General features: G+C 53.5%; 11 protein-coding genes. 5 read left to right on the plus strand and 6 right to left on the minus strand.

What is annotated here, in order from left to right:
- Positions 1 to 323: 323 nt before the first annotated feature.
- Complete coding sequence (polA, locus tag H6G53_RS03225) at positions 324 to 3269, minus strand: DNA polymerase I (protein WP_190530903.1); 2946 nt, start codon at positions 3267 to 3269, stop codon at positions 324 to 326.
- A 129-nt stretch (positions 3270 to 3398) separates the two neighbouring features.
- On the opposite strand from polA, the gene H6G53_RS03230 reads away from it, so the two are divergent.
- The 4 genes from H6G53_RS03230 to H6G53_RS03245 all read left to right on the plus strand — a co-directional run bounded on the left by H6G53_RS03230 (position 3399) and on the right by H6G53_RS03245 (position 6398).
- Positions 3399 to 4046, plus strand: a complete 648-nt coding sequence (locus H6G53_RS03230; RefSeq protein WP_190530904.1) for a Uma2 family endonuclease — start codon at positions 3399 to 3401, stop codon at positions 4044 to 4046.
- Between the two features lie 302 nt (positions 4047 to 4348).
- A complete protein-coding gene (locus tag H6G53_RS03235; RefSeq protein WP_099535395.1) occupies positions 4349 to 4543 on the plus strand; it encodes a hypothetical protein in 195 nt (64 codons plus the stop codon).
- Between the two features lie 198 nt (positions 4544 to 4741).
- On the plus strand, positions 4742 to 5317 hold the full coding sequence (locus H6G53_RS19135; RefSeq protein WP_190530905.1) for an IS607 family transposase: 576 nt from the start codon (positions 4742 to 4744) through the stop codon (positions 5315 to 5317).
- A complete protein-coding gene (locus tag H6G53_RS03245; protein ID WP_190530961.1) occupies positions 5220 to 6398 on the plus strand; it encodes an RNA-guided endonuclease TnpB family protein in 1179 nt (392 codons plus the stop codon). The genes H6G53_RS19135 and H6G53_RS03245 overlap by 98 nt, the downstream gene beginning before the upstream one ends.
- Positions 6399 to 6524: 126 nt before the next feature.
- Here the strand turns inward: H6G53_RS03245 and trpA are convergent, their stop codons facing one another.
- Positions 6525 to 7325 (minus strand): tryptophan synthase subunit alpha, encoded by an 801-nt coding sequence (trpA, locus tag H6G53_RS03250; protein ID WP_190529359.1) that lies wholly within the window; start codon positions 7323 to 7325, stop codon positions 6525 to 6527.
- Between trpA and H6G53_RS03255 the strand changes: the two genes are divergently transcribed.
- Positions 7324 to 7485, plus strand: a complete 162-nt coding sequence (locus H6G53_RS03255) for a hypothetical protein (RefSeq protein ID WP_158234548.1) — start codon at positions 7324 to 7326, stop codon at positions 7483 to 7485. The two genes, trpA and H6G53_RS03255, sit on opposite strands and share 2 nt — an antisense overlap.
- Here the strand turns inward: H6G53_RS03255 and H6G53_RS03260 are convergent.
- The 4 genes from H6G53_RS03260 to H6G53_RS03275 form a co-directional block, all read right to left on the minus strand.
- Entirely contained in the window at positions 7482 to 7820 is a 339-nt protein-coding gene (locus H6G53_RS03260; protein WP_099535389.1) for a DUF3007 family protein, read from the minus strand. The genes H6G53_RS03255 and H6G53_RS03260 overlap by 4 nt on opposite strands.
- A gap of 118 nt (positions 7821 to 7938) precedes the next feature.
- Positions 7939 to 8163: an NAD(P)H-quinone oxidoreductase subunit L gene (gene ndhL, locus H6G53_RS03265; protein ID WP_190354306.1), complete on the minus strand. Its 225-nt coding sequence runs from the start codon at positions 8161 to 8163 to the stop codon at positions 7939 to 7941.
- Positions 8164 to 9126: 963 nt separating this feature from the next.
- On the minus strand, positions 9127 to 9909 hold the full coding sequence (locus H6G53_RS03270) for an ABC-2 family transporter protein (protein ID WP_190530962.1): 783 nt from the start codon (positions 9907 to 9909) through the stop codon (positions 9127 to 9129).
- Between the two features lie 105 nt (positions 9910 to 10014).
- Positions 10015 to 13329: a glycoside hydrolase family 15 protein gene (locus H6G53_RS03275; RefSeq protein ID WP_190530906.1), complete on the minus strand. Its 3315-nt coding sequence runs from the start codon at positions 13327 to 13329 to the stop codon at positions 10015 to 10017.
- Positions 13330 to 13848: the final 519 nt, after the last annotated feature.

A 13848-nucleotide genomic window follows, 5' to 3' on the forward strand; every position in this document is an offset into this window, starting at 1 on the left:
CTTTGTCGGTGCATGAGACCCACAAGCAAGGTAGCCATTGCGGCTTTTCAGACATCCTCTCAGGCTATTTCAAGTGCATTCGCACGATCGCCTCAATCCTATGGGGGTTCTCAATTGAAATCCATCAATTCTGTGCCAATCTGTAACTGTCTATGCCAACTTTAATTGACTAGAATTTAATTGACTGAAAGTGGGGCTGACTCTAACAATTGGTCGCAACAAAGTTGTGGACTTAAAAAGAAAACATTTCTAAGCGTGATAGAAGTCAACGGGTTTAAGTAGGGTTAAATTCACCCCTAATTGCATCACTCATTCCCGATCGGCTATTTCGCTTCCATCCAGTTTTGACCCGCATGAACTTCCACCGCCAGGGGCACACTCAAGGTGACCGCTGATTCCATGGTTTCCTGAATGATTGGGCGTACAAAGTCCCACTCTTCCGGAGGCACTTCAAAGATCAATTCATCATGCACTTGCAACAGTAAAGTTGCCTGGGTGGATTGCAACCGTTGATGAAGTTGAATCATGGCAATTTTGATGATGTCGGCGCTGGAACCCTGAATGGGAGCGTTGGCCGCCGCCCGCAGCAATTGGGCATCATTTTGACCATTGACCCGCAACCGATCGAGGTCAATCGCCTGGGGATCGGAGCCGCGCAATTGATTCAACGAAGGACTCATGAATTGAAAATAGCGCCGTCGGCCCAGGAGTGTATGCACATAGCCCAGGGCGATCGCCTCGCGCTGCATTTGTTGCAAATACTCAAACACTTGGGGATAGCGCTGGTTAAAGCGATCGATAAATTCCTTGGCTTCCATGCGCGACACGCCCGCTTCCCGAGCAAACCGTTGCGCCCCCATGCCGTAAATCACCCCAAAATTGATGATTTTTCCCAGTCGTCGTTCTTCGGGGGTAATGTCAGGGCGATCGAGCAATAATTGCGCGGTCAAAGCATGGACATCTCGCCCCGTTTGATAGGCCTCAATTAAGACCGGTTCCTGACTCAAATGGGCCAAGATTCGTAGCTCAATTTGGGAATAGTCTGCTGCGGCCAACAGCCAGCCCGCTTTGGGTAAAAAAGCCCGCCGAATTTGCCGACTAAAGGCCGTCCGAATTGGGATATTTTGCAAGTTGGGATTGGATGAAGAGAGGCGACCCGTGGCCGTCACCGTTTGATTAAAGTCCGTATGGACGCGATCGGTTTGGGGCGAAACCAACTGCGGCAGCGCATCCACATAGGTAGACTTCAGTTTGGCTAAGGTGCGATGCTCCACGATCGCTTCCACAACGGGATGATCATCCTTTAACTTTTCCAAGGTGGCGGCATCCGTGGAATAGCCGGTTTTGGTTTTGCGAGACTTTTTGGGATCAAGACCCAATTTGCCAAACAATAATTCACTGAGTTGCTTGGGCGAACCTAAATTAAAAGTCTCCCCAGCCGCTGCGTAGGCCCGCTGTTCGATCGCCAATAAATCTGTTTCTAATTGCTTAGAAAATTCCGCCAAATAGGCCGTGTCAATCCGAATGCCTCGCCCTTCCATGGCTGACAAAACCGGCTCAAGGGGCAGTTCCACCTGCTCAAACAGTGGCAACAAATCCTGCTCGCTAGACAGTTGCGATCGCAGGATACTGACCAAATGAAATGCACTATAAACATCCGTGCCGCAATAGTTGGCAACGGCAGCAATGCTCACCGCTGCAATGGTTTGTCCCTTCGGCACCAGATCTTGGTAGCTGGTGGCGCTGATTCCTAAATAGCGCAATCCCAAATCTGTTAGGTTATGGCTGGCTTCTGGATTCAGCACATAACTGGCAAGCATTGGGTCAAAAATTACCCCGGCCAGTTGAATTCCTTGGTTGCGCAAAATTGCCCGATCGAACTTGGCATTTTGCAGCACCTTGGGATGGTTTTCACTTTCCAAAATTGGTTTCAGCGCTTGCAACACCAGCGATCGATCGAGCTGTTTTCCCGTACTGTGTCCCACGGGAATATAAGCCACCGTGAATTGTTCCGCATTGCCATAGCAAACCCCAATTCCCACCAAGGCCGCTTTTCGGGGATCTAGGTCAGTGGTTTCTGTGTCCCAAGCGGTGGGATAGTCACGGTTTTGGCAGTGCAACAGTGCGGCAACCAGCGCCTCCAATTGATCGGGTGTAGTAATAATTTCTGGGGTGAATTCGGCCGGTAGTGGCGGATTTTCCTTGAGCAAATCGGTCTCTTCGGCACTGAAAAACCAAGTATCTTCTGCTTCTAAGGTCGAAGCTGGGGAACTGCCCGCTAATTGGGGCGATCGGCCCGCAGAACTCGTTTCATGGCCTGTCCCTTGCTCCGCTCCCAAGGTTAACTGACCATTACCAAATCGAGCCTCCAAACGTTCAATTTGCTTCAGAAACTGATTCAGTTCTAGTTTTTCCAGCAGGGGAGTGAGGGCAGCGCGATCGAATCCGCTTAATTCACAGTCGGCCAAGGCCAAATCTAAGGGCACATCACATTTAATTTGCGCCAAAAACTGAGAATGGTAAGCAGCGTCTCGATCGGCTTCCAATTTGCTCTTGACGGATTTTTTCAGAGAGTCTAGTGCCTGATAAATCCCATCCAAGGACTCATGCTCTTGCAGAAGCTGGGCGGCGGTTTTTTCGCCAATGCCTTTCACCCCCGGAATATTATCGGATTTATCGCCGCAAAGGGCTTTGAAATCCACCACCTGATCCGGACGAACGCCCCATTTTTCCACCACTTGGGCTGCACGATATTCGCTGTAGCGGGAAGACTTCACATCACGCCCACCCAAGTGCAAAACGCTGATGCCTTGTTGGTCATTAATGAGTTGAAATAAGTCCCGATCGCCGCTCAAGATTTTGACCCGATAGCCCGCCGCGATGCCCTGTTGGGTCATTGTCCCGATCGCGTCATCTGCTTCAAAACCTGGCGTTTTAACAATGGTTAAATTCAGCGCCACCAACAGGGTTTCGAGATGCTGAATATCTTCAATAAACTCCACGGGAGTTTCCGGCCGCCCATCCTTGTAGGTCGCATCGGCTTCGTGGCGAAAGGTGGGCTGACGAGTATCAAAAGCCAGGGCGATCGCTTGGGGTTTTTCAAGGGCGATCGTGTCCAATAGGGCCTTAATAAATCCGTAGCAAATGCTGGTGGGAATGCCTGTGGAAGTACGTAGTCCACCATCTCGTCCATTCACGAAGGCATAGAATGCTCGGAAAGCCAAGGAATGGCCATCTACCAAAAGCAAGGTCTTTGCGGAGTCGGTCATGGGGCGATTGCAGAATGCTCGCCCTCAGCATAGCAGCCCCTTTGCGCACCGGGCGATCGGGCAGCTCGCCCACTGCTTGGCCCCATTGGCGATAATAGAACTAATCAACCGTTTCAGGAGTTGTGAGCAATGATTGCGATCGCCCCGCTGGCTCCCACCCAACTCATCGGCGAAAAACGTGTGACGCTGCGTGGCCTAACTTGGCAAACTTACCAACAGGTTCTCCATGCCCTGCCGTTCCGTCGTTCTGCTCGCTTGACCTATGATCATGGAGTTTTAGAAATCACTATGCCCTTGGAAGATCATGAATTTTCGATTCGTCTCATTGAGCGCTTTATCATCATCATGATCTTTGAGATGGGTCTGAAAATTAAAACAATGGGATCTACTCGGATTGAGCGTGAAGAGCTTGATCGCAGCTCAGAACCTGATTGTGCTTACTACATTCAAAATCACGCACGGGTTGCGGGTCGAAGAGTTGATTTTGCGACTGATCCTCCGCCAGATCTGGTGGTTGAAGTGGATATCACCCACACGGATATTGACAAAAATCGGCTCTATGCCGCGATGGGTGTTCCAGAATTGTGGCGATATAACGGCCGTGATTGGCGCATTTTTATTTTAGAAAATGGGGATTATCAAGAATCGGAATTCAGCCCCATTTTTCCTTGGGTGCAAAAAGCGTATTTATATCAATTTTTGGCAGAGGCTCAGCAAGATGAAATTGCTGCTGAACAAGCATTGCGCCAGTTGGTGCGTGATCACTTAGCCCAGTAAGTAATTTGGGCTGGGATTCCTTGGACAACTCTGGAAACTTCATTCCTGAGGAATCAGGATCCGTGAGTCGCTGCCCCTGAGAAAAAGCGGTACGATCGAACCGGGGGCTTCTGGCGAAGTTAACCGGATTGGGTTCCCGATTCGCAGAACAATACCCTAGAGATTTGCGTCCACATCCCTAGCTCGCTTCGATGATGAAGCTGGATTGCACTGGGATCATTCCATCGACGACGGGGCTGCATCTCTGAAGTCAGCAACTGGGCTGGCAATTCCCCCAACGTCAATTTTGGGAGGTCAGAATCATGACTCAGCGAACTTTCCCTGACCGATTTCATTCTTGGGACGATGCGATCGACCTGAGGAAAATTGTGGTTGATAAGCGATCGCGGAAACGCTCGAATGCTGCTAAATCCCGCCGCCGCAATCGGCGATCGGAAAATGGATTATTGAGCAGCCAATTGCGCCACAGTTGGGAATCCATGGCCGACTGGGTGTAGGGTCAATTCAATGCAATTGCTCAAGAATTGTTCACAACAATTGCTCAAAATTGTCACTGACCAGTTCCATCGGTCAATTTTGTGGGGGCGTATGGCCGTACGCCCCCACTTGGACTGCTTGAGTTGGACTGTTTCTGTTGAGGTTGATCAACAGTAATTAATTTACTAACGTTCGCTAACGTATGCCAATATTTAGATATGGCATACATTCCTCTCAGAAAAGCGGTCGAATTTCTGGGATTGCATCCAAATACGCTAAGGAAGTACGCAGATGAAGGGAAGATCGAAACCATCCGAAACGAGGCGGGCCAGCGGCTCTACAACGTCGAGTCATATGGACGCAACGCAACTCGATCTACCGTTGTTTGCTACTGCCGCGTCAGTTCTGCCAAGCAACGAGACGATCTCGCTAGACAAGTCCAGTTCATGCGAGACCGCTACCCCGATGCCGAAATCATCCAAGACATCGGATCAGGTCTTAACTTCAAGCGAAAAGGATTGCAATCCCTACTGGTCAGACTCATGCGCGGCGATCAGCTCCAAATTGTGGTTGCCTGTCGAGACCGATTGTGTCGATTCGGATTCGAGTTGTTCGAGTTCATGGTTCAACAAAACGGTGGCGAACTCATGGTTCTTGACCCATCTGTTCACTGCCCAGAATCCGAACTCACAGCGGATCTGCTCGCCATCCTTCACCTCTTCTCTCGTCGAATGCCCGGACTCAGAAGTTACCGGAAAGCGATCCAGGAAGATCCGAATCTTCCTAAACCCTGATCAAAAAGCACTCCTGAAGCAATGGTTTGGTGTTTCTAGATACGTCTACAACGCCACGATCAAACATCTTCAGGAACCGGGAACCAAAGCCAATTGGATGGCAGTTGCGCCCATCATCTTGGGTGCGCTTCCTGAATGGGCCAAGCCAGTTCCCTACCAGATCAAAAAGATTGCGGTCAAAGATGCTTGCACTGCCGTTCGAGAAGCAAAGAAAGGTTTCAAAAAAGACGGGCAAATTCGCAAGTGCCGTTTCCGCAGTCGCAAAGATCGACAACAAACGATCTACATCCCCAAATCAGCCATCAGTGAAAACGGTGTCTATTACACCATTCTGGGAAAAGCAGCCCTGAAAGAATCAATTCCTGATGGCTTTAGTGATGGTCGGTTAACACTTGCCTATGGTGAGTATTACCTGATCACCTCAACAGAAGTGCAACCCATTCAGTCCGAAAACCAAGGGCGAGTGGTTGCCTTAGATCCCGGTGTCCGCACATTCATGACCTTCTTTGCTGAATCCTCCTATGGATGGATTGGCAATGACTCGAACTTGCTGATTCAAAAGCTGTGCTTCAAGCTGGATCGCCTGATTTCCAAAATTACCAAGGCTAAATCAGCTCAAAAGCGTCGCCTTAAGAAAGCCGCTGATCGCCTGCGTTCCAAGGTGCAACACCTGGTGAAAGAACTTCACCACAAAACCGCACGGTTTCTGACTGAAAACTTTGATGTGATCTTGCTACCCAGTTTTGAGTCCTCTCAAATGGTGAGCAAATCACGTCGAAAAATTAAGTCGAAAACCGTGCGGCAAATGTTGACCCTATCGCATTACCAGTTCAAGAGACATTTAGAATGGAAAGCTTGGGAGTTGGGCAAGATTGCTTTGACCAATATCAACGAAGCCTACACCTCTAAAACCGTTTCGTGGACAGGTGAGATCGTCAAGATTGGCGGCTCTCGGGTCATCAAGTCGAAGGTTGATGGGCGGTCAATGAATCGGGATCTAAATGGTGCTCGTGGGATTTTTCTACGGGCATTGGTTGATACGCCTTGGTTGAGAGACCACCTCAACTTATGCATTTGTTAGCATCCGTTAGCAAAAAAGTATCGGGAATGGAACTTGCCTCAACAGAATTAGTCCAGTTGATTGATCTTTAGTTTGTTGATCCAGTCCGTTGTTGATCTAGCTCGTTGATCTTTAGTTCGTTGATCGTTACTGATCAAGGGCGGCTCGCAAATCCCGGCAGAATGCTTCAACGGCGGCTAGACCCGCTTCCGGCGTGCCGTCGGCCAGTCGCTTCACAAAGGCACTGCCCACGATCGCCGCATCAGCCCCCCAAGCACGCACCTGCACCGCTTGCTCCGGCGAGGAAATGCCAAAGCCTACCCCGATCGGTTTATCGGTAACCTGGCGCATGGCGGCCAAAATTTCGGACACGCGCCCGTGCATTTCGCTGCGCATCCCCGTTACCCCGGTCACACTGACCAGATAGATAAATCCTTGGGACTGCTGGGCAATGGCTTCAATCCGATCCTTGGAACTCGTCGGAGCCACCAACAGCGTGACTTCCAAACCCGCTGCTGCCGCTGGCTTCAGCAGGCCGTCTGCTTCTTCGAGGGGCAAGTCTGGCACGACCAGGCCCGCCGCCCCGGCCGCTTTCACATCTTGAATGAATTGCTCAATTCCTCGATTCAGAATTGGGTTGTAGTAGGTGAACAGGACGATCGGGGCGGACAGTTCCGGCGACACCCGCTGCACCAGTGCCAACACATCATCAAGGCGAGTGCCGTTTGCCAAGGCCCGAGTGGCGGCCGCTTGGATGGTGGGGCCGTCCGCTAGGGGGTCGGAGTAGGGCACGCCCAGTTCAATCAGGTCGGCTCCTGCCCGATCGAGTCGCCGCAGGGCCTCCTCCGTTGTTGCCAAATTCGGATCCCCGGCGGTGATGAAAGGGATCAGGGCACAGCGTTCTGCTTGGCGCAGGGTGGCAAAACGTTCAGAAACAGAGACGGTCATGGTGGCAGGCGATCGATCAACTCGGTGGTCAGGACATCAAAAACGGCCAGCAACTTCACCCACAGGCTGGATTCAGGGTGAACCCTTGTTGGGGGCTGAGGATGCTGGCTTTGAATTGGGGGGAACGGGCGGCGCGTTGGTGGCGAAGAATGCGGATTAGGGTGACGGATGGGTCGGGTTCGATCGATCCGTTTCCGCCGCTTCCGCTTCCAAGCGAGCTTCCAAGGCGGCCAACTCCTCTGGTGACAGTGCTTCCAACTGCTTCTGCAAAACCGCGTCTTTGTAGTCTTGCAATTGCTGGGAGTAGGTCATCTTTTGGGTCAGGGCCCGCACCAGATAGGTCAGCAACCAGCCCATCAATCCTACTACCAACGCGGCCTGAGTCCAGATGCCCGCATTGGTGGCATCAATGCCCACCAGTTGCAGGAGACCATAGACCAGCCCCCCACCCAAAAAGACACCTAACCCAATCAGAATCGCGTCAATTCGCCGCATGTTTGCTCGATCGCCCCTGTCAATTGCTCACGATTGCTCACCATCATCCAACCCATCACCCTGGCTCGATCGCCCAAGCGGGACAATCGAGGCATCCTAGGCATTAAGTGGCCAGACGTTAAATGGCCCGACGTTGGGGACGCAGATTCAAAAACGGCGACAACAACAGCAGCCCGGGGAAGAACAAAAACACCGCAAAGTAGGCCAAGAGCCGCTCGATCGAGCTAGCCACATACCACCGTTTTTGGAGATAAACGTAGAGGCCCAGCGGCAACACCACCAGGTAAGCCCCCGCCAGCGCCACATACAGAATCAGCGCGATCGGCAAATCCGTCAAAGCCATAAACCAGACCCTCGCCTGAACGTCATCCTGACAGCCCGCACGGACAACCGCAGCCCCTTGCAACCCATTAGCAGCCAGCGATCGGCCCCTAATTTCCGGTTGCGATCCTCAGCGCTGCGCCCTTGTCCGTAACCAGACCACAACCAGACCATATTTTATCGTTCCCCTTCCCCTTCCAAGGGCGATCGGCCCCTCAAAAAATACAATTGCAACCATTAGTCGATCGCCATTCAAGAGTGGGGACAAGGGGCTTAAGCCCCTTGTCTGTGCGGATTGCGGGGGCGCACAGAGCAGTCATTGCGACTTTTCAAAGATCTAGCCAAGAGATCCCGTCAAGACTGAGGAGTTGCTCAACTCTTGCCTCTCTTCCCCCTTTGCGAGGTATGATGGGACGGCTCAACGTTACCCGTTAACTTGAGTTGTCCTTAGGGGCGAGTCAGCTTAATTGATTCGGTCTAATCGATCGGTCTAATTAATCAATTGGCTCCACTAAGGGGGCATGGCGGAATGGTAGACGCTACGGACTTAAGACAATTGAGCCTCGGTTGAGAAATTGATCGAGTGGCAGCTCTCAAACTCAGGGAAACCTAAGGCACGGAACCAATTCTGGGACGTTGTTCGCAGATCACCCCGATCGCTACGGCAATCCTGAGCCAAGCCGAAGGCACAAAAAGCTTACGGGCTTTTTCTTCGGAAGGTGCAGAGACTCGACGGGAGCTACCCTAACGTAACCAGCCGAGGGTAAAGGGAGAGTCCAATCTTCAACGCCAAACGGTCGATCGAGCAGTTTTGCTGACTCACGAGCCGAATTGTGCAGGGGCGAAAGCCACAGGAAGATGAAAATCCGTTGACCCTAAACGGTCGTGAGGGTTCGAGCCCCTCTGCCCCCATCCTTAAACCCATTTATCATCCAAAGCTCCGGCCAGTGCTTCTGGTCGGAGCTGCGCGTGGTTAACCGGCAATTTAACTAGAGGCGCTGGTGTAGAACCGGAGGGCAAACCGCCAAAATTGATTGGACAAATACAACAGCCCGATCGCCAGCAACCCTGAAACTCCTACCAAAACCCAAGCATCGCGGCCCAAGGCAATTTCCGCCGGCACAGTAGTCATAAACAACACCGGCACAATGAAGGTGAAGAAGAAGCGAAATGCCGCCGGATAGGCCGTGAGGGGATAGCGCCCAGCTTCCAACAGCCCCCGCAATACTTCCGTGATGTTATAGATTTTGGTAAACCAAATGCTGGTGGCTCCTAACACAAACCAGAGACTATATAAAATGAGCAATCCAAAGCTGAGGGGCAACATTGCCCAGCCATATTGCCACCAGGGAAGTTGTAGATTGATCCCCGCATAGGAAATCAACCCCAAACCGAGGGCAATGTCAGGAAAGCCCCAAAGGGAAACGGCGCGGGTGGATAGCCAAAATTGGCTGCTGATGGGTTTCAGCAACACAAAATCCAGGGTTCCTAGCTCCACCTGGCGCACGATGCTGTTGAGGTTGGGAGCTAAAAAGGTGTTGGAAAAGCCTTGTAAAAACAGAAAAAGACCTAACACCAAAAGTGCTTCATGCCAGTTCCAGTTTTGGAAGGTGTAGCCCGTTCGATAAAACAAAAAAAGCCCAAAGCCGCTGGCAATTCCCCCGCCAATGGAGGAAATGCTGGCTAAGAGAAAGTTGCCGCGATATTCCATTTCGGCCGCGATCGCGGTGGTGACAAACAACCGCAGAAGTTTCCAGTGATGGAGCAGCATGGGTGCGAGGGTGGTAAGGGCCGATTTCATCCGGGGCGATCGGGTTGGGCGATCGCCCTCAGGATGGGCGGTTGAAGCGGGTGGGCGGGAATGGCTAACCCATTACCCCACCGGCTCCAGGGACTCATCGATCGCCTGTTCAGCGCGATCGCGGGCCGATTGTTCCGCCATTTCGATCAGGAACTGGAAGGCCTTCACCATAAAGGTGGCGCAATTGTAGGGCGACGTTTCATAGAACTGTTGCCAGGCCTGACCCTTACGCTCGTTGTAAATGGGTTCATCCTGGGGATGGCGATCGAGCCAGGCCAACCGCACCGCGTGGCCCACCAACACATCCAACACCAGGTAATCATCAATTTGCAGCTCGGGGTTGCGATCGGTCAGGGCTGCCAGCTCCGCCAACGCCTCCATGCAAACCTGTCGGTAAAGCGGCGCACCAATCTTGTTCAGCAGGTGTTCCACTTGCAGGGCGAAGTTCTTTTCGCCGGGGGTCATTTCCGCCAACACCAAGGCACTGTCGAGCCGGTTGCGACGTTCCAGCTTGTCCCCAATCACCAGGCCCTTGCAGTGGCCCAACAGGTTCCAAACCTGGGGATAGAAATCCTTAGGCACGCGGTTCAATGCGCCGTCCAATTCCCGCTGGCGGGCCCAACTCCCAGCGGGGGGCAAACCCTCTTCCCGCTGCGGCACAATTGTCCATTCGATCGCCCGGCCCGTGGCCCGCAGGTGCAACGATTCCTGCTGTTGCAAGGCCAAGGTTGCGCCCTGATAGCCTTCCAGCACGTGGCGCAACCGCAATTGCACCTCGTAGGGACTGAGTTCCATCAGTTGCTCGTAGGCCTCATCGGGCGTGACGAGCATTTCGCGACCCAATTCACTCACCAACAGCAGCAGAAAATAGCTGGTGCGGAGGGTCAAAAAGCCTTTGAACAGGGCTGGATTGGACTTAATGAGCACGCCCAAGGCCACCAAAATTTCCTGGCTCAAGACCCGATCGCGGATGTCTTCTCCACAAAACTCATCAATCTTGGCCATGATCTCGTCGTGGGGCATGGGGCGATCGATCAAGGATCCCTCGCTGTAGGCGCGGCCCACGGCGATGAACTTTTGCCGCACCAGCAAATCCGTCACCGCATCCGAAAGGTTAATATCCGCCTTGTTCAGCAGGCCCGCCGCCCGCCGCACAATTGCCCAATAGGGCCGACGGCGAGCAATCCCGTCAGATTCCACGACGCTGTAGCCCTGAAGGGCCCGGTTATAGATTTCCTCCACCAGCAGATTGAGCGGCACGGCGCGATCGTCCCCGGCAAAGCCCGTCTCAAAATCCGGGCCCACCAATCGCCACAGGTCTTGAATTAGCTCAATTTGCTCATACAGGTTCACCGTGGCCCGCAACCGGGTGAGCAAGCTCTTGGGATTGGTTTCCGACTCCAGTTGAAATTCCTGGCGGCTGCTGAGGGGTTTGGTGTCCGCTGCCGAAAAAGCCAGGTATTGGGACAGGGGCAAGGGTGCGCCATTGGCCACGGATTGCTCGAATTCGTAGCCGTGGAGAAAGTCAATCCGCTCGCTCCCGGCGGTGAGCACAAAGGACTGCAGCCGTCCCAGGCGAATCGGCACATTGTTGCATTTGCCAGCTTTGAAGTCCGCAATCAGGGAGAGCAGGGGCGATCGGGTGTCGAGGTCGGCTTCTGTGGATCCCAACATTTCCCGAGTCAGCAACAGGGTCATGGTCGGTCGCCCCAACTGTCGCCACTGGCGGGCAATGTAAGCCAGTTCGCTGCGAATTTGGGAGGTCAAAAACTCCGGATCTGCGCCCGAATAGAACTGCTCTTGATCCAGGAAGGAGGGCAGAAAGACCATGGTTTTGCCGCAAATTGAAAAAATCCGCGACGTGGTGAGGGTGCGCAGCCGCCGCAGGGGCCGCCCCGTGAGGCCCAGGGCTTCGTTGCGGCCGATTTGGGCATAGGCCGCCGAAAGATCCCGCGCGGGCCGCACCTCGATCGGGGCCACTTGATCCGGCGTTTGGGTTTCAATCCCGTAAATTGCCAGTTGATGCTGCAAGGCCGCATCTTCCGATAGCAACACCATTTGCACCAACGGTTCCCGCACGGCTCCCGGGCGTGATCGCCGGCCAAGGGGATCCAAATCCGCCACATCGATCAGCTCTTCCAACACCAACTGACCCAGCAGCCACAGGGATTGGGCCCAAACCAGGGGTACGTTGTCGTTGGGCAAGCGGGTTTGGGAACCGGGGTTGGCCTGTTCGGCGGCGATCGCCTCCTCTGGCACGTAATAGACCTCCGGCAAGAGGGCGAATCCCTCCCGCTCCACGGCTACCCCTTGCAATCGGTGGTGATAGTCCAAGGCCCTGTCCCGATCGCCCCGAAACAGGGCATCCAGCAACAGATAGGTCCAAAACAGCGGCCACTCACACTCAATATGCTCAAAGCGCTTGAGTTCGTAGGGTTCGTAATGCAGGCGGCTGGTGTCTTCAAGGACGGTTTGGTGACCATCCCGCAGGAACCGCTTGCAGCCGTAGTGCCCCTCTAGTTTTTCGACAATTTGCCGCCGTGTGCGATCGACCAAGTTCGCATCATCTACCGCAAACGCCGGGAAACCAATGATGCTCAACAGGGCCCCATCCACCTCCTTAGAGGCCGACTCGCGCGGCAACAGGGATTCCAGCGTGGCCCGCGATCGGGCAATTTCATCCTCCAGCACATGCAGCACGGATGATTGCGATCCCCTTGCCCCAAACAGATCAAAGCCATTCAGCGCTTCCAATGCCGCCTTCGCCATCCCGATCGAGCTGGCGTTTAGCTCTGGGTTGCCGTGATTAATCTTGTTGCCCCGTTCCCAAATGCCGTAATCGGCCGTGCGGTAGGCGCGTCCAATGTAATAGACCAGATTTTGGACAAAATTCACCTCGTCGGTGGTGTAAATCACCTCCAAGCCCGAGGCCGTCATTTGCGCCAAGATCAACAAAAACACCGAGGTGGCATCAATCTGTAGATGGCCCCAGCCGTCATCGGCCACCACCGTGTTGCCTGTGCTCGTGTCGTACTTGGCATGGAGCGCATCCAATGGATCTTGGGTGTGCTTAAAGCGCTCCACCTTGGGGGCTTGTCGCATCATCGATGACAACAGCCCCCGCATCAGCTTCACCACGCTCTGCTGAATTTCGTAGCCGCGTCCCGCTTCGAGTCCCGCCTTGCGATAGGCCAGCGCCAGCCCCCAGGCCGCCAAGATGCTGTAAACGTTATCGCGTACCCAAGCATCGGTGTAGTCCCCATGGATATTAACGGCGGTGCTGGCAGGCATCAGGCCGCTGATGGGGTGTTGGCGGTTCAAAATGACCTGGGAAATCAGCCGATCGAAATACTCCAGGCGATCGCGACGGGACTGAGAGGCGGTCATAGGCTACAGCAGGGACTTAAAGACACTATAGACGGTTTATTTTCCTGGATCGCGGCAACGCTGCAGCCGTTGATGAACCCTTGAGGGAGACCCAGGGGCCACCAGCTGTGCCGGGGCGATCGGGAATATCGGTCAAAGGAGTGGGGGCAATTGTGATCGGAATCTCCCTGGCTAGCCAGGCGATCGCCGTAAAATTGGCTCAAGGGGATTGCAACGGTTGTCAATTTCTTGTCAGCCCTTGGTCAGCAATATTGCAGCCACCAACGGTCAGCCGCTCCTAGCCCTGCCTCCAATAGCCCCCCAAAACGGGCCCAAGCTTCCCTATCCAGCGCGCTAAATTTCGACTAAATGAATGGGCCTTGCTTGTTCACGAAGTTCGAGGAGGGGAATTGAGATCTAACTCGAAATTCTACGGAGTCTTGCTCTGGGAACCGTTAGAATCGATTTTTAGATCTCAATGATGGGTCTCACCCCCCATAGGGGTTGATCGGGGGAGTCCGCACCGGGGACAACGGGGAG

The sequence above is a fragment of the Limnothrix sp. FACHB-406 genome, assembly GCF_014698235.1.
GTDB lineage: Bacteria > Cyanobacteriota > Cyanobacteriia > CACIAM-69d > CACIAM-69d > CACIAM-69d.

Excerpts from the sequence above, each read along its gene's own strand:
- H6G53_RS03230 (WP_190530904.1), top strand. The coding sequence starts at position 3,399 with ATGATTGCGATCGCCCCGCTGGCTCCCACCCAACTCATCGGCGAAAAA.
- ndhL (WP_190354306.1), bottom strand. The coding sequence starts at position 8,163 with ATGGCTTTGACGGATTTGCCGATCGCGCTGATTCTGTATGTGGCGCTG.
- H6G53_RS03255 (WP_158234548.1), top strand. The coding sequence starts at position 7,324 with ATGGTGGCAGGCGATCGATCAACTCGGTGGTCAGGACATCAAAAACGG.
- H6G53_RS19135 (WP_190530905.1), top strand. The coding sequence starts at position 4,742 with ATGGCATACATTCCTCTCAGAAAAGCGGTCGAATTTCTGGGATTGCAT.
- polA (WP_190530903.1), bottom strand. The coding sequence starts at position 3,269 with ATGACCGACTCCGCAAAGACCTTGCTTTTGGTAGATGGCCATTCCTTG.
- H6G53_RS03260 (WP_099535389.1), bottom strand. The coding sequence starts at position 7,820 with ATGCGGCGAATTGACGCGATTCTGATTGGGTTAGGTGTCTTTTTGGGT.
- H6G53_RS03235 (WP_099535395.1), top strand. The coding sequence starts at position 4,349 with ATGACTCAGCGAACTTTCCCTGACCGATTTCATTCTTGGGACGATGCG.
- H6G53_RS03275 (WP_190530906.1), bottom strand. The coding sequence starts at position 13,329 with ATGACCGCCTCTCAGTCCCGTCGCGATCGCCTGGAGTATTTCGATCGG.
- trpA (WP_190529359.1), bottom strand. The coding sequence starts at position 7,325 with ATGACCGTCTCTGTTTCTGAACGTTTTGCCACCCTGCGCCAAGCAGAA.